At 61.2% G+C, this 24,093-nt stretch carries 3 protein-coding genes; 2 read left to right on the forward strand and 1 reads right to left on the reverse strand.

Going from position 1 to position 24,093, the window contains the following annotated elements; all coding sequences use genetic code 11:
• Positions 1–14: 14 nt before the first annotated feature.
• A complete protein-coding gene (locus NLX68_RS09000) occupies positions 15–20,204 on the reverse strand; it encodes an immunoglobulin-like domain-containing protein (protein WP_254283722.1) in 20,190 nt (6,729 codons plus the stop codon).
• 345 nt (positions 20,205–20,549) lie between these two features.
• Between NLX68_RS09000 and NLX68_RS09005 the strand changes: the two genes are divergently transcribed.
• On the forward strand, positions 20,550–21,887 hold the full coding sequence (locus NLX68_RS09005) for a TolC family outer membrane protein (protein ID WP_254283723.1): 1,338 nt from the start codon (positions 20,550–20,552) through the stop codon (positions 21,885–21,887).
• A gap of 42 nt (positions 21,888–21,929) precedes the next feature.
• Positions 21,930–24,086, forward strand: coding sequence for a type I secretion system permease/ATPase (locus NLX68_RS09010; protein ID WP_254283724.1), 2,157 nt, complete (start codon positions 21,930–21,932; stop codon positions 24,084–24,086).
• Positions 24,087–24,093 lie beyond the last annotated feature (7 nt).

Here is a 24,093-nt window from a genome sequence, read left to right on the forward strand (position 1 = left end):
GCGCAGGCCGTGGATCAGCTATTGGAGTGGTCGATCTTGATGGTCGGGTCGGCACCGGTAACCAGCGAGTTGATCGTGGTATTGGCCCAATTGACCCCTTCCAGCTTGATCGTCACATCGGCATTGGCCAGGCCGCCGGAGGCATTGAGCTTGCCTTCGGAGCTGACCTGCAGGGTCGACTCGCCGTTGACGGTGGTGATCTTCAGGTAGTTGTCGATGGTGCTGGCCTTCTCGCCCTGGAGCAGGTCGCTCAGGTCCAGACGGTCACCTTCGGCAGCCTTGAAGTCCTTGATTACGTCCTTGCCGGTGTCGCCAGCCTTCCACACGAAGGTGTCGGCCCCGCTACCGCCGGTCATGATGTCGTCGCCTTTGCCGCCGATCAGGATGTCGTTGCCTTCACCGCCCAGCAGGGTGTCGTTGCCGGTACCGCCAAGGAGGATGTCATTGCCCTTGCCGCCATCGAGGTAGTCGTTGCCACCCTGGCCGAAGAGAATGTCATTGCCGTCGCCACCGATGAGGATGTCGGCGCCATCGTTGCTGCGCGACACATCGAACTCGCTGACGTGCTCGGTGATGTACTGGTGCAGCACGCGGCCATCGACGTCACCCAGGTTGACCCCCAGCTTGCCGGCCACGTAGGCCTGCATGGCCTCGACACCGTTGCCGGCGATCGAGTCGAAGCTGACCAGGTCACCGAACAGGATGTCGTGACCATCACCACCGCTGACCGTATCGTTGCCCGGCTTGGTGGCCTCGGTGTGACCGAGGATCGCTTCGGCCAGTTGGCTTGGGTCGATGTTGGTCTGCGGTTTACCGTCGCTGTCGAACGGCTTGAGGTCATTGACATTGACGCCATTGTTCAAGCCGATGGCTTCGACACTGGACAGGCCGCTGAGGATCGCGAAGCTGTCCAGCGAGTTGTCCCAGGTGGCGTTGCTGGTCGAGCTGCCGGAACCCGAACGGCTGGACAGCTCATAAGTACCGTCACCCTGGGCACGGATGGTGCCGGAGGTCTGGGTGTACCAGTTGCCGTAGTACTTGTACTGGGCGTTCAGGTTACCGTCGACGTCGATGCTGACCCGGTTGTTGGCGTCGAGGCTGTAGCGATCCAGGGTATCGCCCGGCTTGTAGTTGATCGCCTTGAGGAAGTTGTCGAGGCTCCAGCTGGAGTACGCCAGCGTCGGGTTTACCTGCTCGTTGGCCTGGTGATAGGTCGGCTGGCCATCGGTGATGAAGAACGTCTGGTTGCTGCCGGTGCTGCCGGTTTCCTTGAGGTTCTGGAACCAGTTGGCGGTGGTCTTGAAGGCGTCCTCGTAGTTGGTACCCCCGTTGGAGTACATCGACTTCAGTGCGTCCTTGAGCGCCTGCAGCGAACCGGAGTCGGCCAGGTTGACCGAGATCGACTTGTTGACCTGGCTGGAGAAGTCCACCAGCAGGATGTTCACGGTACCCGACTGTGCACCCTTCACACTGTTGGCCAGGCTATCGAACACCGACTGCAGGGACTTCTGCGCAGCGTCCACACCGGCGGCTTTCATACTGCCGGAGGTATCGACGATGAACGCCAGGTTGTAGTCCTGCCCCGGTACCACGTGCAGGCCGTTGACGTCGGCGACGACAATGTCGTTGCTGGTGCCCAGGGTCTGGGTGTCGCTCTCAGCCGTGAGGTTGGTGGTGACGTAGGTATCCGGGTGAACGGTAACCTTGATGGTGCCCTGGCTGAAGTCGGTGCTGCCGTTGGCTTTCTCGGTGGCCGTCGAGGTGACGGTCACGTCGAACTGGCCCTGGTAGTAGGCCGGTGGCTTGATGCTCAGGCCGTTGAGGTTCCAGCCGGTGACATCGACTTCACCTTTGCCGACGGTGATGGTGTGGCCGGCGCCATCGCTCAGTACCGAGCCTGCCGGAATGCCGCCCAGCTTGACGCTGAGGGTTTCCGAACCGTCGGTGTCGGTGAGGTTGGTGGAGATACCGACCAGCTTGACGGTGCCGTTCTCGGCGCCTTCGTTGAGCTTGTAGCCCTGGTAGTAGCCTTCGCCGTTGCTGCCGTGCAGCTCGCCGACGGTGACGCCGGCGTTGGTCAGCTCGTTCACGCCCGGGTACATCGGGATATTGGCGTTGCTCAGGTCGACCGGGGTGCTGCCGTTGACCGACAGGTTGACGTCATAGCTGCCAGGGCCGCTCTGGTTGGCGTGGTAGATGTCCAGGGTGTAGTAGCCGCTGATGGTCGGCTTGAACGAGCCGTTGATCGCACCGCCTGCGCCCCAGGTGGCCTGGGCCACGTTCTTGCCGCCGATGGTGATCAGCAGGCTGTCATCGCCGACACCGCTGAAGCTGTAGGTCTTGCCCGCTTCCAGGTAGATCAGGCCGGAGGTCTTCGAGCCGGAACCGCCAACGACGCTGGCGTCGGACTGGGCGTTGGTCACCAGCGAGCTGCTGTTGGCCTTGCCCGAGTTGTCGAACACGGTCTTCAGCGCATCGCCGGTGATGCCGTTGCCATGGGTGCCCAGGTGGCTGAGGCTGTTCCAGGTTTCCTTGACCAGGCCGATCGAGTTGACGTTGTTGCTGCCAATGTTCAGGTCAGGCTTGTCGGCCACCGGGGTGATATCGACCTTGACGGTGGCCTCGTTGCCCAGGCCCTGGCCGTCAGTTGGCTTGAACTTGATCTGTGCGTAGTCGGCTTCTTTGTTGCCGACGCCGGTGCCGCCGTTGGCATCGATGCCCGACTCGTTGTGATCCGGTACGAATTTCAGCTTGCCAGCGTCGATGTCGGCCTTGCTGAAGACCTTGCCGGTGTCAGCGTCGGTCAGGGTTTTCCAGACGTTGCCATCCTTGTACTGCAGCACGCCATCGGCGGGCAGTTTGGTGATGGTCAGACCCAGGTTAGCCGCAGGGGTATCGGCATCGGTGATGCCGAAGTTGGCCCAGCTCAGCACCAGATCGGTATCTTCGGTACCGGTCACGGCACCGCCAGCGGCAACAGGTGCCTCGTTGCTGACGATGGTGGTGGTGACACTGCCAGCGCTGCCGCTGACCACCAGGTTCTCGAAGTTGCCGCCGGTGGCCGAGTCGATCTTCACGGTGAAGTTCTCGGCGCTTTCGGCAATGCCGTCGCGGATGATCGGCACGCTGAAGGTGCCAACGTTGCTGCCCGCCTTGATCACCACGGTGGCCACACCGGTGTAGTCCGCACCATTGGTGGCGGTACCGCTGTAGGTCAGCTTGATGACCACATCGGTTTGCGCCTTGCTGGTCAGGGTCAGGGTGTAGTTGGCCGAATCACCTTCAGCCACCGAGGTGGTGCCGCTGATGCTGACGGTGGTGGTGTCGATGGTGTCGGTCACCTGGGTGACGGCTGGCTGATTGCTGATTGCCAGGTCTTCGAAGTTGCCACCGGTGGCGCCGGTAATGGTCGCGTTGACGCTGCCGGCATCAATGTACACGTCGTCCGCTGGTGCAGGCACGCTGACCGTACCGGTGGTCTTGCCCGCGTCGATGATGATGCTGGCACCGTTGCTCAGGGTCACGGTGACCGGGGTCTGCGCCTTGTTGCTCAAGGTGGCGGTGTAGGTGATGTTGCCACCTTCAGCGACCGACGGCGTAGCGCTCAGGGTCAGGTTGGTGGTGTCGATGGTATCGGTGACGCTGGTCACGGCAGACGAACCGTCGATCTTCAGCTCTTCGAAGTCACCACCGGTGCTGCCAGTGATTTTCGCACTGACGTTACCGGCATCGATGTACACGTCATCGCCAGGCGCGGCGATGGTCACCTTGCCTTCGGTCTGGCCTGCGGCGATGGTGATGGTCTCACCGTTGCTCAGGGTGACCTTCATCTCGGTACCGGCCGGATTGCTCAGCTTGGCCACGTAAGTGATCGCGCCGCCTTCGGCCACGGTCGGGGTTGCGGTCAGGGTCAGGCTGGTGGAGTCCTTGGTGCCCGGGCCGTCGGTGACGCTGACGGTGGTGTTGCCGGTGCTGACCAGTTTCTCGTAGTTACCGCCGCTGGTGCCGGTGATGCTGTTGGTCAAGTCCGGGTTGGTGGTGTGCACGTTGTTCGGTGCAACGTAATCCACAGTGCCTGTGGTCTGGCCGACAACGATGGTGATTTGCTGACCGTTGGCCAGGTTGATCACCAGGTCGGAACCGGTCACCGGCGCGGAGACCTTGGCGGTGTAAGTCACTACGCCGCCTTCGACAACACTGTTGGTGCTGGCGGTCAGGGTAACCGTCGAAGTGTCGATGGTGTCCTTGACGTCGGTGATCGCTGGAGTGTTATCCACAGCCAGCTTCTCGAAATCGCCGCCGGTGGTGCCAGTGACGGTCACGCTCAGCTGGCCAGCATCGATGTAAACGTCGTCGCTTGGTGCATCGATGGTGATCTTGCCTTCGGTCTGGCCTTTGGCAATGGTGATCACTTCACCGTTGCTCAGGGTCACTTTCATCTCGGTGCCGGCCGGATTAGTCAGCGTCGCGGTGTAAGTGATCGAGCCGCCTTCATTGACGGTTGGAGTCGCGGTGAGCTTGAGGCCGGTGGTGTCATCGGTGCCTGGGCCGTCAGTGACGGTGGTCACTGGGTTGCCCGCGGTATCCAGCTTCTCGTAGTTGCCACCGGTGGTGCCGGTGATGCTGTTGGTCAGGTCCGGATTGGTGGTGTGCACGTTGTTCGGTGCAACGAAGTCCACGGTGCCCGAGCTGGAACCGACTGGAATGGTGATTTGTTGGCCGTTGGCCAGGGTGATCACCAGGTTCGAGCCGGTAACCGGAGCGGTGACCGACGCGGTGTAGGTGACTACGCCGCCTTCGGTGACGCTTGGGGTGGCGGTCAGGGTGACAGTCGAGGTGTCGATGGTGTCGGTGACGTCGGTGACCGCTGGAGTGTTATCCACAGCCAGTTTTTCGAAGTCGCCACCGGTGGTGCCAGCGATGGTCACGCTGACTTCGCCGGCGTCGATGTACACGTCATCGGACGGCGCAGGCAGGGTAATGCTGCCTTCGGTCTGACCCTTGGCGATGGTGATGACTTCACCGTTGCTTAGGGTCACCTTCATTTCGGTGCCGGCTGGGTTGGTCAGGGTCGCGGTGTAGACGATCTCGCCGCCTTCAGCGACCGAACCAGTGGCGGTCAATTTCAGACCGGTAGTGTCGTCGGTACCCGGGCCGTCGGTGACGGTGGTCACTGGGTTGCCCGCGGTATCCAGCTTCTCGTAGTTGCCGCCGGAAGTGCCGGTGATGCTGTTGGTCAGGTCCGGATTGGTGGTGTGCACGTTGTTGGGTGCAACGAAGTCCACGGTACCCGAGCTGGAGCCTACAGGGATGGTGATCTGCTGACCGTTGGCCAGGGTGATCACCAGGTTCGAGCCGGTAACCGGAGCAGTGACGGAAGCGGTGTAAGTCACCACACCACCCTCAGTGACGCTTGGAGTCGCGGTCAGGGTGACGGTCGAAGTGTCGATAGTGTCAGTCACTTCGGTGACGGCTGGAGTGTTATCCACAGCCAGCTTCTCGAAGTCACCACCAGTGGTGCCAGTCACAGTGACGCTGACTTCGCCGGCGTCGACGTACACATCGTCTTCCGGTGCCGGAACAGTGATGCTGCCTTCAGTCTGACCTTTGGCGATGGTGATCACTTCACCATTGCTCAGGGTGACCTTCATTTCGGTACCGGCCGGATTGGTCAGGGTGGCGGTGTAGATGATGTCGCCGCCCTCGGCCACGGAGCCGGTAGCGGTCAGTTTCAGACCGGTAGTGTCGTCGGTACCCGGGCCGTCGGTGACGGTGGTCACTGGGTTGCCCGCAGTGTCCAGCTTCTCGTAGTTGCCACCGGTGGTGCCGGTGATGCTGTTGGTCAGGTCCGGATTGGTGGTGTGCACGTTGTTCGGTGCAACGAAGTCCACGGTACCCGAGCTGGCGCCGACCGGAATGGTGATTTGTTGGCCGTTGGCCAGGGTGATCACCAGGTTCGAGCCGGTAACCGGAGCGGTGACCGACGCGGTGTAGGTGACTACGCCGCCTTCGGTGACGCTTGGGGTGGCGGTCAGGGTGACAGTCGAGGTGTCGATGGTGTCGGTGACGTCGGTGACCGCTGGAGTGTTATCCACAGCCAGTTTTTCGAAGTCGCCACCGGTGGTGCCAGCGATGGTCACGCTGACTTCGCCGGCGTCGATGTACACGTCATCGGACGGCGCAGGCAGGGTAATGCTGCCTTCGGTCTGACCCTTGGCGATGGTGATGACTTCACCGTTGCTCAGGGTCACCTTCATTTCGGTGCCGGCTGGATTGGTCAGGGTGGCGGTGTAGACGATCTCGCCGCCTTCAGCGACCGAACCAGTGGCGGTCAATTTCAGACCGGTAGTGTCGTCGGTGCCTGGACCGTCAGTGACGGTGGTCACCGGAGTACCAGCAGTTTCCAGCTTCTCGTAGTTGCCGCCCGAAGTACCGGTGATGCTGTTGGCCAGGTCCGGATTGGTGGTGTGCACGTTGTTCGGTGCAACGAAGTCCACGGTGCCCGAGCTGGAGCCGACCGGAATAGTGATCTGCTGACCGTTGGCCAGGGTGATCACCAGGTTCGAGCCGGTAACCGGAGCGGTGACGGAAGCGGTGTAAGTCACCACGCCGCCTTCGGTCACGCTTGGAGTCGCGGTCAGGGTGACGGTCGAAGTGTCGATGGTATCGGTCACTTCGGTGACAGCAGCTGCTGGATCGACTTCGACTTTCTCGAAATCGCCACCGGTGGTGCCGGAGATGGTCACGCTGACTTCACCGGCGTCGATGTACACGTCGTCCGATGGTGCCGGCAGGGTGATGCTGCCTTCGGTCTGACCTTTGGCGATGGTGATCACTTCACCATTGCTCAGGGTGACCTTCATTTCGGTGCCGGCTGGGTTGGTCAGGGTGGCGGTGTAGACGATCTCGCCGCCTTCAGCGACCGAACCAGTGGCGGTCAATTTCAGACCGGTAGTGTCGTCGGTACCCGGGCCGTCGGTGACGGTAGTCACTGGGTTGCCAGCGGTATCCAGCTTCTCGTAGTTGCCACCGGTGGTGCCGGTGATGCTGTTGGTCAGATCCGGGTTGGTGGTGTGCACGTTGTTTGGCGCAACGAAGTCCACGGTGCCCGAGCTGGAGCCGACTGGGATGGTGATTTGCTGACCGTTGGCCAGGTTGATCACCAACGCGGAACCAGTCACTGGCGCAGTAACCGATGCGGTGTAGGTGACTACGCCGCCTTCCGAAACGCTTGGGGTCGCAGTCAGGGTGACGGTCGAGGTGTCGATGGTGTCGGTGACTTCAGTCACGGCAGCCGCCGGGTCGACTTCGACTTTCTCGAAATCGCCACCGGTGGTGCCAGCGATGGTCACGCTGACTTCGCCCGCGTCGATGTACACGTCGTCTTCTGGTGCCGGAACAGTGATGCTGCCTTCGGTCTGACCTTTGGCGATGGTGATGACTTCACCATTGCTCAGGGTGACCTTCATTTCGGTACCGGCCGGATTGGTCAGGGTGGCGGTGTAGACGATCTCGCCGCCTTCAGCGACCGAACCGGTAGCGGTCAGCTTCAGGCCAGTAGTGTCGTCGGTGCCTGGACCGTCAGTGACGGTGGTCACCGGAGTACCAGCAGTTTCCAGCTTCTCGTAGTTGCCGCCCGAAGTACCGGTGATGCTGTTGGTCAGGTCCGGGTTGGTGGTGTGCACGTTGTTTGGCGCAACGAAGTCCACGGTGCCGGAGCTGGAGCCTACAGGGATGGTGATCTGTTGGCCGTTAGCCAGAGTCACCACGAGCGCAGAACCGGTTACTGGAGCAGTCACCGAAGCGGTGTAAGTAACCACGCCACCTTCAGTCACGCTTGGGGTCGCAGTCAGGGTGACGGTCGAGGTGTCGATGGTGTCAGTCACTTCGGTGACGGCCGGGGTGTTATCCACAGCCAGCTTCTCGAAGTCACCACCAGTGGTGCCAGTCACAGTGACGCTGACTTCGCCGGCGTCGATGTACACATCATCCGACGGCGCCGGCAGGGTAATGCTGCCTTCGGTCTGACCTTTGGCGATGGTGATGACTTCACCATTGCTCAGGGTGACCTTCATTTCGGTACCGGCCGGGTTGGTCAGGGTGGCGGTGTAGACGATCTCGCCGCCTTCGGCCACGGAGCCGGTAGCCGTCAGCTTCAGGCCAGTGGTGTCGTCAGTGCCAGGACCGTCAGTGACGGTGGTCACCGGAGTACCAGCAGTTTCCAGCTTCTCGTAGTTGCCGCCCGAAGTACCGGTGATGCTGTTGGTCAGGTCCGGATTGGTGGTGTGCACGTTGTTCGGTGCAACGAAGTCCACGGTGCCCGAGCTGGAGCCGACCGGAATAGTGATCTGCTGACCGTTGGCCAGGGTGATCACCAGGTTCGAGCCGGTAACCGGAGCAGTCACGGAGGCGGTGTAAGTAACCACGCCACCTTCGGTCACGCTCGGGGTAGCGGTCAGCGTAACGGTGCTGGTGTCGATAGTGTCAGTCACTTCGGTGACGGCTGGAGTGTTATCCACAGCCAGCTTCTCGAAGTCACCACCAGTGGTGCCAGTCACAGTGACGCTGACTTCGCCGGCGTCGACGTACACATCGTCTTCCGGTGCCGGAACAGTGATGCTGCCTTCAGTCTGACCTTTGGCGATGGTGATCACTTCACCATTGCTCAGGGTGACCTTCATTTCGGTGCCGGCTGGGTTGGTCAGGGTGGCGGTGTAGACGATCTCGCCGCCTTCAGCCACGGAGCCAGTAGCGGTCAGTTTCAGACCGGTGGTGTCATCGGTGCCTGGGCCGTCAGTGACGGTGGTCACTGGGTTGCCCGCGGTATCCAGTTTCTCGTAGTTGCCACCGGTGGTACCGGTAATGCTGTTGGTCAGGTCTGGATTGGTGGTGTGCACGTTATTCGGCGCAACGAAGTCCACGGTACCCGAGCTCGAACCGACTGGGATGGTGATCTGTTGGCCGTTGGCCAGAGTAATAACCAGCGCAGAGCCAGTCACCGGAGCAGTCACGGAGGCGGTGTAAGTAACCACGCCACCTTCGGTCACGCTTGGGGTAGCGGTCAGGGTGACGGTCGAAGTGTCGATGGTGTCAGTCACTTCGGTCACAGCAGCCGCTGGATCGACTTCGACTTTCTCGAAATCGCCACCGGTGGTGCCGGCGATGGTCACGCTGACTTCGCCCGCGTCGATGTACACATCGTCTTCCGGTGCCGGAACAGTGATGCTGCCTTCGGTCTGACCCTTGGCAATGGTGATGACTTCACCGTTGCTCAGGGTCACCTTCATTTCGGTGCCGGCCGGGTTGGTCAGCGTAGCGGTGTAGATGATGTCGCCGCCTTCGGCCACGGAGCCGGTAGCGGTCAGCTTCAGGCCGGTGGTGTCGTCGGTACCTGGACCGTCGGTGACGGTGGTCACTGGGTTACCCGCAGTGTCCAGCTTCTCGTAGTTACCACCGGTGGTGCCGGTGATGCTGTTGGTCAGATCCGGATTGGTGGTGTGCACGTTATTCGGCGCAACGAAGTCCACGGTACCCGAGCTCGAACCGACTGGGATGGTGATCTGTTGGCCGTTGGCCAGAGTAATAACCAGCGCAGAGCCAGTCACCGGAGCAGTCACGGAGGCGGTGTAAGTAACCACGCCGCCTTCGGTCACGCTTGGAGTCGCGGTCAGGGTGACGGTCGAAGTGTCGATGGTGTCAGTCACTTCGGTGACGGCCGGGGTGTTATCCACAGCCAGCTTCTCGAAGTCGCCACCGGTAGTTCCGGTCACGGTGACGCTGACTTCGCCAGCATCGATGTACACATCGTCTTCTGGTGCTGGAACAGTAATGCTGCCTTCGGTCTGACCTTTGGCGATGGTGATGACTTCACCATTGCTCAGGGTGACTTTCATCTCGGTGCCAGCCGGATTGGTCAGGGTGGCGGTGTAGACGATCTCGCCGCCTTCAGCGACCGAACCGGTAGCGGTCAGTTTCAGACCGGTGGTGTCATCGGTGCCTGGGCCGTCAGTGACGGTGGTCACTGGGTTGCCCGCGGTATCCAGTTTCTCGTAGTTGCCACCGGTGGTACCGGTAATGCTGTTGGTCAGATCCGGATTGGTGGTGTGCACGTTATTCGGCGCAACGAAGTCCACGGTGCCGGAGCTGGAGCCTACAGGGATGGTGATCTGTTGGCCGTTAGCCAGAGTCACCACGAGCGCAGAACCGGTTACTGGAGCGGTGACGGAAGCGGTGTAAGTCACCACACCACCCTCAGTGACGCTTGGAGTCGCGGTCAGGGTGACGGTCGAAGTGTCGATAGTGTCAGTCACTTCGGTGACGGCCGGGGTGTTATCCACAGCCAGCTTCTCGAAGTCGCCACCGGTAGTACCGGTCACGGTGACGCTGACTTCGCCAGCATCGATGTACACATCGTCTTCCGGTGCCGGAACAGTGATGCTGCCTTCGGTCTGACCCTTGGCGATGGTGATGACTTCACCGTTGCTCAGGGTCACCTTCATTTCGGTACCGGCCGGATTGGTCAGGGTGGCGGTGTAGACGATGTCGCCGCCTTCAGCGACCGAACCAGTGGCGGTCAATTTCAGACCGGTGGTGTCATCGGTGCCTGGGCCGTCAGTGACGGTGGTCACTGGGTTGCCGGCAGTTTCCAGCTTCTCGTAGTTGCCACCGGTGGTACCGGTAATGCTGTTGGTCAGGTCTGGATTGGTGGTGTGCACGTTGTTCGGTGCAACGAAGTCCACGGTACCCGAGCTGGAGCCGACCGGAATAGTGATTTGCTGACCGTTGGCCAGGGTGATCACCAGGTTCGAGCCGGTAACCGGAGCAGTGACGGAAGCGGTGTAAGTCACCACACCACCCTCAGTGACGCTTGGAGTCGCGGTCAGGGTGACAGTCGAAGTATCGATGGTATCGGTGACTTCGGTGACGGCCGGGGTGTTATCCACAGCCAGCTTCTCGAAGTCGCCACCGGTAGTACCGGTCACGGTGACGCTGACTTCGCCAGCATCGATGTACACATCGTCTTCTGGTGCTGGAACAGTAATGCTGCCTTCGGTCTGACCTTTGGCGATGGTGATGACTTCACCGTTGCTCAGGGTCACCTTCATTTCGGTGCCGGCCGGGTTGGTCAGCGTAGCGGTGTAGACGATTTCGCCGCCTTCAGCCACGGAGCCAGTAGCCGTCAGCTTCAGACCGGTGGTGTCGTCGGTACCCGGGCCGTCGGTGACGGTAGTCACTGGGTTGCCCGCAGTGTCCAGCTTCTCGTAGTTGCCACCGGTGGTGCTGGTGATGCTGTTGGTCAGGTCCGGATTGGTGGTGTGCACGTTGTTCGGTGCAACGAAGTCCACGGTGCCCGAGCTGGAACCGACTGGAATGGTGATTTGTTGGCCGTTGGCCAGGGTGATCACCAGGTTCGAGCCGGTAACCGGAGCAGTCACGGAAGCGGTGTAAGTAACCACGCCACCTTCGGTCACGCTTGGAGTCGCGGTCAGGGTGACAGTCGAAGTATCGATGGTATCGGTGACTTCGGTGACGGCCGGGGTGTTATCCACAGCCAGCTTCTCGAAGTCGCCACCGGTAGTACCGGTCACGGTGACGCTGACTTCGCCCGCATCAACGTACACATCGTCTTCTGGTGCTGGAACAGTGATGCTGCCTTCAGTCTGACCCTTGGCGATGGTGATGACTTCACCGTTGCTCAGGGTCACCTTCATTTCGGTGCCGGCCGGGTTGGTCAGCGTAGCGGTGTAGACGATCTCGCCGCCCTCGGCCACGGAGCCAGTAGCCGTCAGCTTCAGACCGGTGGTGTCGTCGGTACCCGGGCCGTCGGTGACGGTAGTCACTGGGTTGCCGGCAGTTTCCAGCTTCTCGTAGTTACCACCGGTGGTGCCGGTGATGCTGTTGGTCAGATCCGGGTTGGTGGTGTGCACGTTATTGGGTGCAACGAAATCCACGGTGCCGGAGCTGGCGCCGACCGGAATGGTGATCTGTTGGCCGTTGGCCAGGGTGATCACCAGGTTCGAGCCGGTAACCGGAGCGGTGACGGAAGCGGTGTAAGTCACCACGCCACCTTCGGTCACGCTTGGGGTAGCGGTCAGGGTGACGGTCGAAGTGTCGATGGTATCGGTCACTTCGGTGACAGCAGCCGCTGGATCGACTTCGACTTTCTCGAAATCGCCACCGGTGGTGCCAGCGATGGTCACGCTGACTTCGCCGGCATCGATGTACACATCGTCTTCCGGTGCCGGAACAGTGATGCTGCCTTCGGTCTGACCCTTGGCAATGGTGATGACTTCACCGTTGCTCAGGGTCACCTTCATTTCGGTGCCGGCCGGGTTGGTCAGGGTGGCGGTGTAGACGATCTCGCCGCCTTCAGCGACCGAACCGGTAGCGGTCAGCTTCAGGCCAGTAGTGTCGTCGGTACCCGGGCCGTCGGTGACGGTAGTCACTGGGTTGCCAGCGGTATCCAGCTTCTCGTAGTTACCACCGGTGGTGCCGGTGATGCTGTTGGTCAGATCCGGGTTGGTGGTGTGCACGTTGTTTGGCGCAACGAAGTCCACGGTGCCGGAGCTGGAGCCTACAGGGATGGTGATTTGTTGGCCGTTAGCCAGAGTCACCACGAGCGCAGAACCGGTTACTGGAGCGGTGACGGAAGCGGTGTAGGTAACCACGCCACCCTCGGTCACGCTCGGGGTAGCGGTCAGGGTAACGGTGCTGGTGTCGATGGTGTCAGTCACTTCGGTGACGGCCGGGGTGTTATCCACAGCCAGCTTCTCGAAGTCGCCACCGGTAGTACCGGTCACAGTGACGCTGACTTCGCCTGCATCGATGTACACATCGTCTTCCGGTGCAGGAACAGTGATGCTGCCTTCTGTCTGACCCTTGGCGATGGTGATGACTTCACCGTTGCTCAGGGTCACCTTCATTTCGGTGCCGGCTGGGTTGGTCAGGGTGGCGGTGTAGACGATCTCGCCGCCTTCAGCGACCGAACCGGTAGCGGTCAGCTTCAGGCCAGTAGTGTCGTCGGTACCCGGGCCGTCGGTGACGGTAGTCACTGGGTTGCCAGCGGTATCCAGCTTCTCGTAGTTACCACCGGTGGTGCCGGTGATGCTGTTGGTCAGATCCGGGTTGGTGGTGTGCACGTTGTTCGGTGCAACGAAGTCCACGGTGCCGGAGCTGGAACCGACCGGAATGGTGATCTGCTGACCGTTGGCCAGGGTGATCACCAGGTTCGAGCCGGTAACCGGAGCGGTGACGGAAGCGGTGTAAGTCACCACGCCGCCTTCCGAAACGCTTGGAGTCGCGGTCAGGGTAACGGTGCTGGTGTCGATGGTGTCAGTCACTTCGGTCACAGCAGCTGCTGGATCGACTTCGACTTTTTCGAAATCGCCACCGGTGGTGCCGGCGATGGTCACGCTGACTTCGCCCGCGTCGATGTACACATCATCCGACGGCGCCGGCAGGGTGATGCTGCCTTCAGTCTGACCCTTGGCGATGGTAATGACTTCACCGTTGCTCAGGGTGACCTTCATTTCGGTGCCGGCTGGGTTGGTCAGGGTGGCGGTGTAGACGATCTCGCCGCCTTCAGCGACCGAACCAGTAGCGGTCAGTTTCAGGCCGGTGGTGTCGTCGGTACCCGGGCCGTCGGTGACGGTGGTCACTGGGTTGCCCGCAGTTTCCAGCTTCTCGTAGTTACCACCGGTGGTGCCGGTGATGCTGTTGGTCAGATCCGGGTTGGTGGTGTGTACGTTGTTCGGCGCAACGAAGTCCACGGTACCCGAGCTGGCGCCGACCGGAATGGTGATCTGTTGGCCGTTGGCCAGGGTGATCACCAGGTTCGAGCCGGTAACCGGAGCGGTGACCGACGCGGTGTAGGTGACTACGCCGCCTTCGGTGACGCTTGGGGTGGCGGTCAGGGTGACAGTCGAGGTGTCGATGGTGTCGGTGACGTCGGTGACCGCTGGAGTGTTATCCACAGCCAGTTTTTCGAAGTCGCCACCGGTGGTGCCAGCGATGGTCACGCTGACTTCACCGGCGTCGATGTACACGTCATCGGTTGGCGCCGGCAGGGTGATGCTGCCTTCGGTCTGACCTTTGGCGATGGTGATGACTTCACCATTGCTCAGGGTCACCTTCATTTCGGTACCGGCCGGATTGGTCAGGGTCGCGGTGTAGACGATTTCGCCGCCTTCAGCCACGGAGCCAGTAGCGGTCAGTTTCAGACCGGTGGTGTCATCGGTGCCTGGGCCGTCAGTGACGGTGGTCACTGGGTTGCCCGCGGTATCCAGCTTCTCGTAGTTGCCACCGGTGGTACCGGTAATGCTGTTGGTCAGGTCTGGATTGGTGGTGTGCACGTTGTTGGGTGCAACGAAGTCCACGGTACCCGAGCTGGAGCCGACCGGAATAGTGATTTGCTGACCGTTGGCCAGGGTGATCACCAGGTTCGAGCCGGTAACCGGAGCAGTGACGGAAGCGGTGTAAGTCACCACACCACCCTCAGTGACGCTTGGGGTAGCGGTCAGCGTAACGGTGCTGGTGTCGATAGTGTCAGTCACTTCGGTGACGGCTGGAGTGTTATCCACAGCCAGCTTCTCGAAGTCGCCACCGGTAGTTCCGGTCACGGTGACGCTGACTTCGCCAGCATCGATGTACACATCGTCTTCTGGTGCTGGAACAGTAATGCTGCCTTCGGTCTGACCTTTGGCGATGGTGATGACTTCACCATTGCTCAGGGTGACCTTCATTTCGGTACCGGCCGGATTGGTCAGGGTGGCGGTGTAGATGATGTCGCCGCCCTCGGCCACGGAGCCGGTAGCGGTCAGTTTCAGACCGGTAGTGTCGTCAGTATCTGGACCGTCGGTGACGGTGGTCACTGGGTTGCCCGCAGTGTCCAGCTTCTCGTAGTTGCCACCGGTGGTGCTGGTGATGCTGTTGGTCAGGTCCGGGTTGGTGGTGTGCACGTTGTTCGGCGCAACGAAGTCCACGGTGCCGGAGCTGGCGCCGACCGGAATGGTGATTTGCTGACCGTTGGCCAGGGTGATCACCAGGTTCGAGCCGGTAACCGGAGCAGTGACGGAAGCGGTGTAAGTCACCACACCACCCTCAGTGACGCTTGGAGTCGCGGTCAGGGTGACGGTCGAAGTGTCGATAGTGTCAGTCACTTCGGTGACGGCCGGGGTGTTATCCACAGCCAGCTTCTCGAAATCGCCACCGGTAGTACCGGTCACGGTGACGCTGACTTCGCCGGCGTCGACGTACACGTCGTCTTCTGGTGCTGGAACAGTGATGCTGCCTTCAGTCTGACCTTTGGCGATGGTGATCACTTCACCGTTGCTCAGGGTGACCTTCATCTCGGTGCCCGCAGGGTTGGTCAGGGTGGCGGTGTAGACGATCTCGCCGCCTTCAGCGACCGAACCAGTGGCGGTCAATTTCAGACCGGTAGTGTCGTCGGTACCCGGGCCGTCGGTGACGGTAGTCACTGGGTTGCCAGCGGTATCCAGCTTCTCGTAGTTGCCGCCGGAAGTACCGGTGATGCTGTTGGTCAGATCCGGATTGGTGGTGTGCACGTTGTTTGGCGCAACGAAATCCACGGTACCGGAGCTGGAGCCTACAGGGATGGTGATCTGTTGGCCGTTAGCCAGAGTCACCACGAGCGCAGAACCGGTTACTGGAGCAGTCACCGAAGCGGTGTAAGTAACTACGCCACCTTCGGTCACGCTTGGAGTCGCGGTCAGGGTGACGGTCGAAGTGTCGATGGTGTCAGTCACTTCGGTGACGGCCGGGGTGTTATCCACAGCCAGCTTCTCGAAATCGCCACCGGTAGTACCGGTCACAGTGACGCTGACTTCGCCCGCGTCGATGTACACGTCATCCGACGGGGCAGGCAGGGTAATGCTGCCTTCGGTCTGACCTTTGGCGATGGTGATGACTTCACCATTGCTCAGGGTGACCTTCATTTCGGTGCCCGCTGGGTTGGTCAGCGTAGCGGTATAAACAATCGAACCGCCTTCTTCCACCGAACCAGTGGCGGTCAATTTCAGACCGGTAGTGTCGTCGGTACCCGGGCCGTCGGTGACGGTAGTCACTGGGTTGCCAGCGGTATCCAGCTTCTCGTAGTTGCCACCGGTAGTGCCGGTGATGCTGTTGGTCAGATCCGGATTGGTGGTGTGCACGTTGTTTGGCGCAACGAAATCCACGGTACCGGAGCTGGAGCCTACAGGGATGGTGATCTGTTGGCCGTTAGCCAGAGTCACCACGAGCGCAGAACCGGTTACTGGAGCAGTCACCGAAGCGGTGTAAGTAACTACGCCACCTTCGGTCACGCTTGGGGTGGCAGTCAGGGTGACGGTCGAGGTGTCGATGGTGTCGGTGACGTCGGTGACCGCTGGAGTGTTATCCACAGCCAGTTTTTCGAAGTCACCACCGGTTGTGCCAGCGATGGTCACGCTGACTTCACCGGCGTCGATGTACACATCATCCGACGGCGCCGGCAGGGTAATGCTGCCTTCGGTCTGACCTTTGGCGATGGTGATGACTTCACCGTTGCTCAGGGTGACCTTCATCTCGGTGCCCGCAGGGTTGGTCAGGGTGGCGGTGTAAACGATCTCGCCGCCTTCAGCGACCGAACCAGTGGCGGTCAATTTCAGACCGGTAGTGTCGTCGGTACCCGGGCCGTCGGTGACGGTAGTCACTGGGTTGCCAGCGGTATCCAGCTTCTCGTAGTTGCCGCCGGAAGTGCCGGTGATGCTATTGGTCAGGTCCGGGTTGGTGGTGTGCACGTTGTTCGGTGCAACGAAGTCCACGGTGCCGGAGCTGGAGCCTACAGGGATGGTGATCTGTTGGCCGTTAGCCAGAGTCACAACGAGCGCAGAACCGGTTACTGGAGCAGTCACCGAAGCGGTGTAAGTAACCACGCCACCTTCGGTCACGCTTGGGGTGGCAGTCAGGGTGACGGTCGAGGTGTCGATGGTGTCGGTGACTTCAGTCACGGCAGCCGCCGGGTCGACTTCAACTTTCTCGAAATCGCCCCCGGTGGTGCCGGCGATGGTCACGCTGACTTCACCGGCATCGATGTACACGTCATCCGACGGCGCCGGCAGAGTAATGCTGCCTGCGGTCTGACCTGCAGCAATGGTGATGACTTCACCGTTGCTCAGGGTGACCTTCATCTCGGTGCCCGCAGGGTTGGTCAGGGTGGCGGTGTAAACGATCTCGCCGCCTTCAGCGACCGAACCAGTAGCGGTCAGTTTCAGACCGGTGGTGTCATCGGTGCCTGGGCCGTCAGTGACGGTGGTCACTGGGTTGCCCGCGGTATCCAGCTTCTCGTAGTTGCCGCCGGAAGTGCCGGTGATGCTGTTGGTCAGGTCCGGATTGGTGGTGTGCACGTTGTTCGGTGCAACGAAGTCCACGGTACCCGAGCTGGCGCCGACCGGAATGGTGATCTGTTGGCCGTTGGCCAGGGTGATCACCAGGTTCGAGCCGGTAACCGGAGCGGTGACGGAAGCGGTGTAGGTAACCACGCCACCTTCGGTCACGCTCGGGGTAGCGGTCAGGGTAACGGTCGAAGTGTCGATGGTGTCAGTCACTTCGGTGACGGCCGGGGTGTTATCCACAGCCAGCTTCTCGAAATCGCCACCGGTAGTACCGGTCACAGTGACGCTGACTTCGCCCGCGTCGATGTACACGTCATCCGACGGGGCAGGCAAAGTAATGCTGCCTTCAGTCTGACCCGCAGCGATGGTGATGACTTCACCGTTGCTCAGGGTGACCTTCATCTCGGTGCCCGCTGGGTTGGTCAGCGTAGCGGTATAAACAATCGAACCGCCTTCTTCCACCGAACCGGTCGCGGTCAATTTCAGACCGGTAGTGTCGTCGGTACCCGGGCCGTCGGTGACGGTGGTCACTGGGTTGCCCGCGGTATCCAGCTTCTCGTAGTTGCCACCGGAAGTGCCGGTGATGCTGTTGGTCAGGTCCGGGTTGGTGGTGTGCACGTTGTTCGGTGCAACAAACTCAACCGAGCCAGTGCTCTGACCGACAGGGATAGTGATCTGCTGACCGTTGGCCAGAGTAATGACCAGCGCAGAACCGGTAACCGGCGCAGTGACCGAAGCGGTGTAGGTAACCACCCCACCTTCGGCAACGCTGCTGTTCGCAGTCAAGGTGACAGTCGACGTATCGATGGTGTCCGTCACTTGAGTAACGGCCGGAGTGCCATCTACAGCAACTTTCTCGAAATCACCGCCAGTAGTGCCAGTGACGGTCACGCTCACTTCACCGGCATCGATGTAGACGTCATCGGCAGGCGCAGCGACGGTAATGCTGCCTTCGGTCTGGCCCGCGGCGATGGTGATGACTTCACCGTTGCTCAGGGTGACCTTCATCTCGGTGCCCGCTGGGTTGGTCAGCGTAGCGGTGTAAACAATCGAACCACCTTCAGCGACCGAGCCAGTGGCAGTCAGTTTCAGGCCAGTAGTGTCATCGGTACCTGGGCCGTCAGTAACGGTAGTCACCGGATTACCAGCAGTTTCCAGCTTCTCGTAGTTACCACCGGTGGTACCGGTAATGCTGTTGGTCAGATCCGGGTTGGTAGTGTGCACGTTGTTCGGTGCAACGAACTCGACCGAGCCAGTGCTCTGGCCGACCGGGATAGTGATCTGCTGACCATTGGCCAGGGTAATAACCAGCGCAGAACCGGTGACTGGCGCAGTGACCGAAGCGGTGTAGGTCACCACACCACCTTCGGCAACGCTGCTATTGGCCGTCAGGGTGACGGTCGAGGTATCGATGGTGTCAGTAACTTCAGTCACTGCCGGCTGATTGCTGACCACCAGGTTCTCGAAGTTGCCGCCATCGACTGTGTCGATGCTCACGCTGACGTTGCCGGCATCGACATACACGTCATCGCTTGGCGCGGGCACGGTGACGCTGCCTTCGGTCTGGCCCGCCGCAATGGTGATCACCGCGCCGTTGCTCAGGGTCACGGTCACTGGCGTGCCGGCCGGGTTGGTCAGGGTCGCGGTGTAGATGATCGAGCCGCCTTCGGCCACGGTACCGGTGGCGTTCAGGCTCAGGCCGGTGTCATCGATCGAGTCGGTAATGGTGGTGACCGCTGGGGTCGGGTTCGGTACCAGGTTCTCGAAGTTGCCGCCCGTGGCGCCAGTGATGGTGGTGCTGACGCTGCTGCCGTTGTTGTAGACGTCGTTCGGTGGCGTCTGCACGTCAACGGTACCGGTGCTCTGGCCGGCGCCGATGGTGATAGTGCTGCCGTTGGACAGGGTGACGGTCACCGGCGTCTGCGCCGGATTGGTCAGGGTGGCGGTGTAGGTGATCACGCCGCCTTCGGTGACACTCGGGTTGGCGGTCAGGGTGACTGTGGTGGTGTCGATGGTGTCGGTGATCTGGGTCACCGCCGGGGTGGTGTCCGGGGTGACGATCAGGCCCGCGCCGCCGGTGGTGCCGGTGATGGTCGTGGAGATCTCACTGCTGTCCAGGTACACGGTATCGTTCGGCGGGATGGTCACGCTGACGCTGCCGGTGGTCTGCCCGGCGTTGATGACGATGACCTGGCCATTGGACAGGGTCACGGTCAGGTCGGTCAGCGGTGGCTGGCCCAGGGTGGCGGTGTAGATGATCACGCCACCGGCCTCGGTGATCGACGGCGTGGCGCTCAGGGTCAGGCCGGACTCGCGGGTAGGCGTGGTGGTTGCCGGGTTGCTGGCATCGTCCAGGCCGCCCAGCTCCTGGGTGGCGGCGCCGGTGGCAAAGCCGATAGGGCCGGTCGGGAAGCCAATGGTCGGGTCGACCGAGCCTGCGGTGGCATCGAGCATGACGAAGCTGTGGCCACCACCGGCCGCGCCGCCGCTACCTGCGGCAGTCGGGCCGGCTGCGGTGGCTTCAAGTTCGGTAGTCGGGTCAGCACCGGCGGCGATGGCCTGTTGCAGCTCTTCGACCGAAGGCGCGGCCTGAGCGGTGGCAGCCGCCAGGTCAGTGCTGCTGTCCGGGGTGTCGGCGCTCCACTGAGTATCACGGCCCAGGTCCAGACTGCGGCCATCGGCCAATTCCAGGGTGACGGCACCGGCCAGGCCGGTGAGTACCTGCTCGCCAGCGAACAGGCGGTCACCTTCGATGAGTACACGTTGAATCCCTTCTGGGGATACGGCGATTACTTGGCCAACAATGCTTTTGACGATGGCAACAACACTGCTCATTGGACTCTCCGGACTACCCGTTCAATTTGGCTTCCATGCCAGCAGGCGCTGAATTGCCGCTTCTGATGGAATGTTTCAATAGTGAGTTCGACGCTTTTGGCGTCAATAATTTGTCGATATCTGTTGGCTATTAAGTTTATGCCAAAGTATTGACCTTCCTGCTGCCATCCTAAACAATCAGCTCTGTAATGTCACATTGATATTTGAGCGGCTGCCACTCTTCCACCGTACGAACCAAGTACTCCTTCGGAAGTTTCCGACATAAGGTCAATCCGGTTGCCATTTTCTAATGCAGCAACGATTTCTGCTGTGATTTGGGACAAGACGTCCCTGGGAAAAAGTTAAATGCGCGCGTCACTGTTCACTGCTCTTCCTTTCGTCCTCGCCACCGGTTTCGTTCAAGCACAGAGCCTGCCAGAGGCCATGCAGAAAGCCCTCGAGGTGCACCCGGAAATTCAGGCCGGGGTTAACAGCCGAATTGCTGCCGACTACCAACTGCGCGCCGCCAAGGGCGGTTACCTGCCGCGTGTCGATGTGCTGGCCGGTTATGGCCGTGAAGGCACCGACAGCCCGAGCACCGGCAACCGCTGGGAAACCCTCAACCGCGGTGAGTCGAGTGTGCGTCTGCGGCAGATGGTCTTCGACGGTTTTGCCACCTCGAGCGAAGTCGGCCGCCAGCAAGCCACTGTCAACTCCCGTGCCTACTCGCTGCTGGGGGCGTCCGAGCGCACCGCGCTGACCGTAGCCCAGGTCTACCTGGATGTCCTGACCCGTCGCGAGATGGTCCGTCTGGCAGAAGACAACCTGCGCAGCCACGAACGTATCTACGACCAGATCAAGCTGCGCACCGCCCGTGGCGTCGGCCGCCTGGCTGACCTTGACCAGGCCGAAGCGCGTCTGGCCCAGGCGCGCAACAACCTGATCACCGAGCAGACCAACCTCGCCGATGCCAAGACCAACTACCTGAGCGTGGTCGGTCAGCTGCCGGACGAGTTAAGCAGCCCTGCGCCGTTTGTCGACCTGTTGCCAGCCAACCTCGACGAAGCCCGTCAGCAGATGGTCGAGAGCAGCCCGATCCTGCGCTCGGCGGAGTCCGATATCGCTGCAGCGGAGAAACAATACGAGGCGGCAAAGTCTACTTTCTATCCGCGTTTTGATGCAGAACTCGGACGGACGGCCGATAACGATCTGGATGGCATGAACGGCCACAACAACGAATGGCAGGCTATGCTGCGCATGAGTTTCAACTTGTACGCCGGCGGCAGTAACAAGGCCGACCTGGAATCCAAGTCGTACCTGACCAACCAGGCGCTGGACATTCGTAACAATGCCTTGCGCCAGCTCAATGAGGAGCTAGGCCTGGCATGGAATGCTATGGACAACGCCAATGCGCAGTTGCCGATCGCCCAGCAATACGTCGATCGCAGCAACAGTGTGCGCACCGCCTACCAGAAGCAGTTCAGCCTGGGCGAACGTACCTTGCTAGACTTGCTCGACAGCGAGAACGAACTCTTCACCGCGCAGCGTCGGCTGACCGAAGTGAAGAACATCCAGCTGTTTACTCAGTACCGAATCAAAGCGACCATTGGTCAACTGCTCAAGAGCCAGGGTGTTGTCGCACCGATGGCCTCCGTGGTGCAGAACGACCTTAAACCGAAAGTGAACCTGCCAGGCATGAACTGAGGTTCACTGTCATAGCCAACCGCAACCGTTAAGAGAGCCCGCGTGGAATCAGAAGTCAGTCGAGTCCAGCTCAGCCATGATCCCCGCAGTCAGCACGATGACCCGTTGCTGGACAGCCTGCTGTCTCTCTGCGTGCTGCACCAGAAGCCCGCCAGCCGGGCCATGCTGACCACCGGCCTGCCGTTGCCGGCCCAGCGCCTGAGCCCGGAGCTGCTGCCACGTGCGGCAGCCCGTGCCGGCCTGCAGGGCCGCTTGCTGCAACGCAAGCTGGAGCAGATCCCGAGCATCGCCATGCCGGCCATGCTCCTGCTCAAGGACGGTCGCAGCACGGTGTTGCTGGGGTGGGAGAACGACGACACCGCCCGCCTGTTGCTCAGCGAGAGCGACGGCGGCGAGGTGCATGTCAGCCGTGAAGCCCTGCAGAGCGACTACAGTGGCCGGGTGTTCTTCGCCCAGCCGCAGCACAAGTTCGACGTCAATCACGGCAACCTGATCCCGCGGGCGCGCTCCTGGTTCCGTGACACCCTCAAGCGCAGCCGCTGGCTGTACATCGACGCCATCGCCGCAAGCCTGGTGATCAACCTGATCGCCCTGGCCGCGCCGCTGTTCGTGATGAACGTCTACGACCGCGTGGTGCCCAACCAGGCCACCTCGACCCTCTGGGTCCTGGCCCTGGGTATCTCCGGCGCCTACATCTTCGACCTGATCCTCAAGGGCCTGCGCAGCTTGTGCCTGGACCTGGCCGGGAAGAAGACCGACCTGATCATCTCCGCCACGCTGTTCGAGCGCATCGTTGGCATGGCCATGAAATACCGGCCGGCAAGGGTCGGCAGCTTTGCCCAGAACATCCATGAATTCCAGGGCCTGCGCGACTTCCTCGCCTCGTTGACCCTGACCAGCCTGATCGACCTGCCGTTCACCCTGTTGATCCTGCTGGTGATCGCCATCATCGGCGGGCACCTGGTGTGGATTCCAATCATCGCCTTCCCGCTGGCCCTGGGCATCGGTTATGCCCTGCAGAAGCCGCTGGTGGCGACCCTTGAACGGACCATGGCGCTGGCCTCCGAGCGCCAGTCGAGCCTGATCGAGACCCTCGCCGGGCTCGATGCGGTCAAGGTCAACAACGCCGAAAGCGAACGCCAGTACATGTGGGAGCAAACCATCGGCACCCTCAGCCGCCTCGAGCTGCGGGTCAAGGTGCTCTCGGGCCTGGCGATGAACATCACCCTGCTGATCCAGCAACTGGCAGGCGTGGCGCTGATCTGCGCCGGCGTCTACCAGATCATGGCTGGCAACCTCAGCATGGGCGGCCTGATCGCCTGCTACATGCTCAGTGGCCGTGCCCTCGGCCCGCTCGGCCAGCTCTCCGGCCTGCTGACCCGTTACCAGCAAGCCAAGGTCACCATGGTCTCCACCGACCAGATGATGGAGCTGCCGCAAGAGCGCAACTTCGAAGAACGCCCGTTGAGCCGTCAGGTGCTGCAGGGCGCCATCGAGTTCCGTGGCGTCGACTTTACCTACCCGAACCAGCAGAACCTGGCGCTCAAGGGCGTCAATGTATCGATCCGCCCCGGCGAGAAAATAGGCATCATCGGCCGCAGCGGCTCGGGCAAGAGCTCGCTGGCCAAGTTGATCGTCGGTCTCTACGAAGCCGATGCCGGCTCCTTGCTGGTCGATGGCGTGGACATCCGCCAGATCGACGTCAGCGAACTGCGCCACAACATCGGCTACGTGCCCCAGGATATCCAGCTGCTGGCCGGTACCCTGCGTGACAACCTGGTCAGCGGTGCCCGCTACGTGGAGGACGAAATGGTCCTGCAGGCTGCCGAGTTGTCCGGGGTGCATGAGTTCGCCCGGCTGCACCCGCAAGGTTATGAGCTGCAGGTCGGCGAGCGTGGCCAGAACCTCTCCGGTGGCCAGCGGCAGAACGTCGCCCTCGGCCGTGCCATGTTGCTCAACCCGCAGATCTTGCTGCTCGACGAGCCGACCAGCGCCATGGACAACACCGGTGAAGAGCGCCTCAAGCAACGCCTGCAAGCGGTCATCGAGAACAAGACCGTGGTCCTGGTGACTCACCGGGCTTCGCTGTTGTCACTGGTCGACCGCCTGATCGTTGTCGATCGCGGGCAGATAGTCGCGGATGGCCCGAAAGCCGCCGTCATGGATGCGCTGAAGAAGGGGCAGATCAGTGTTGCTTAAGTTGGAT

Source organism: Pseudomonas sp. SBB6, assembly GCF_024213215.1.
GTDB lineage: Bacteria > Pseudomonadota > Gammaproteobacteria > Pseudomonadales > Pseudomonadaceae > Aquipseudomonas > Aquipseudomonas donghuensis.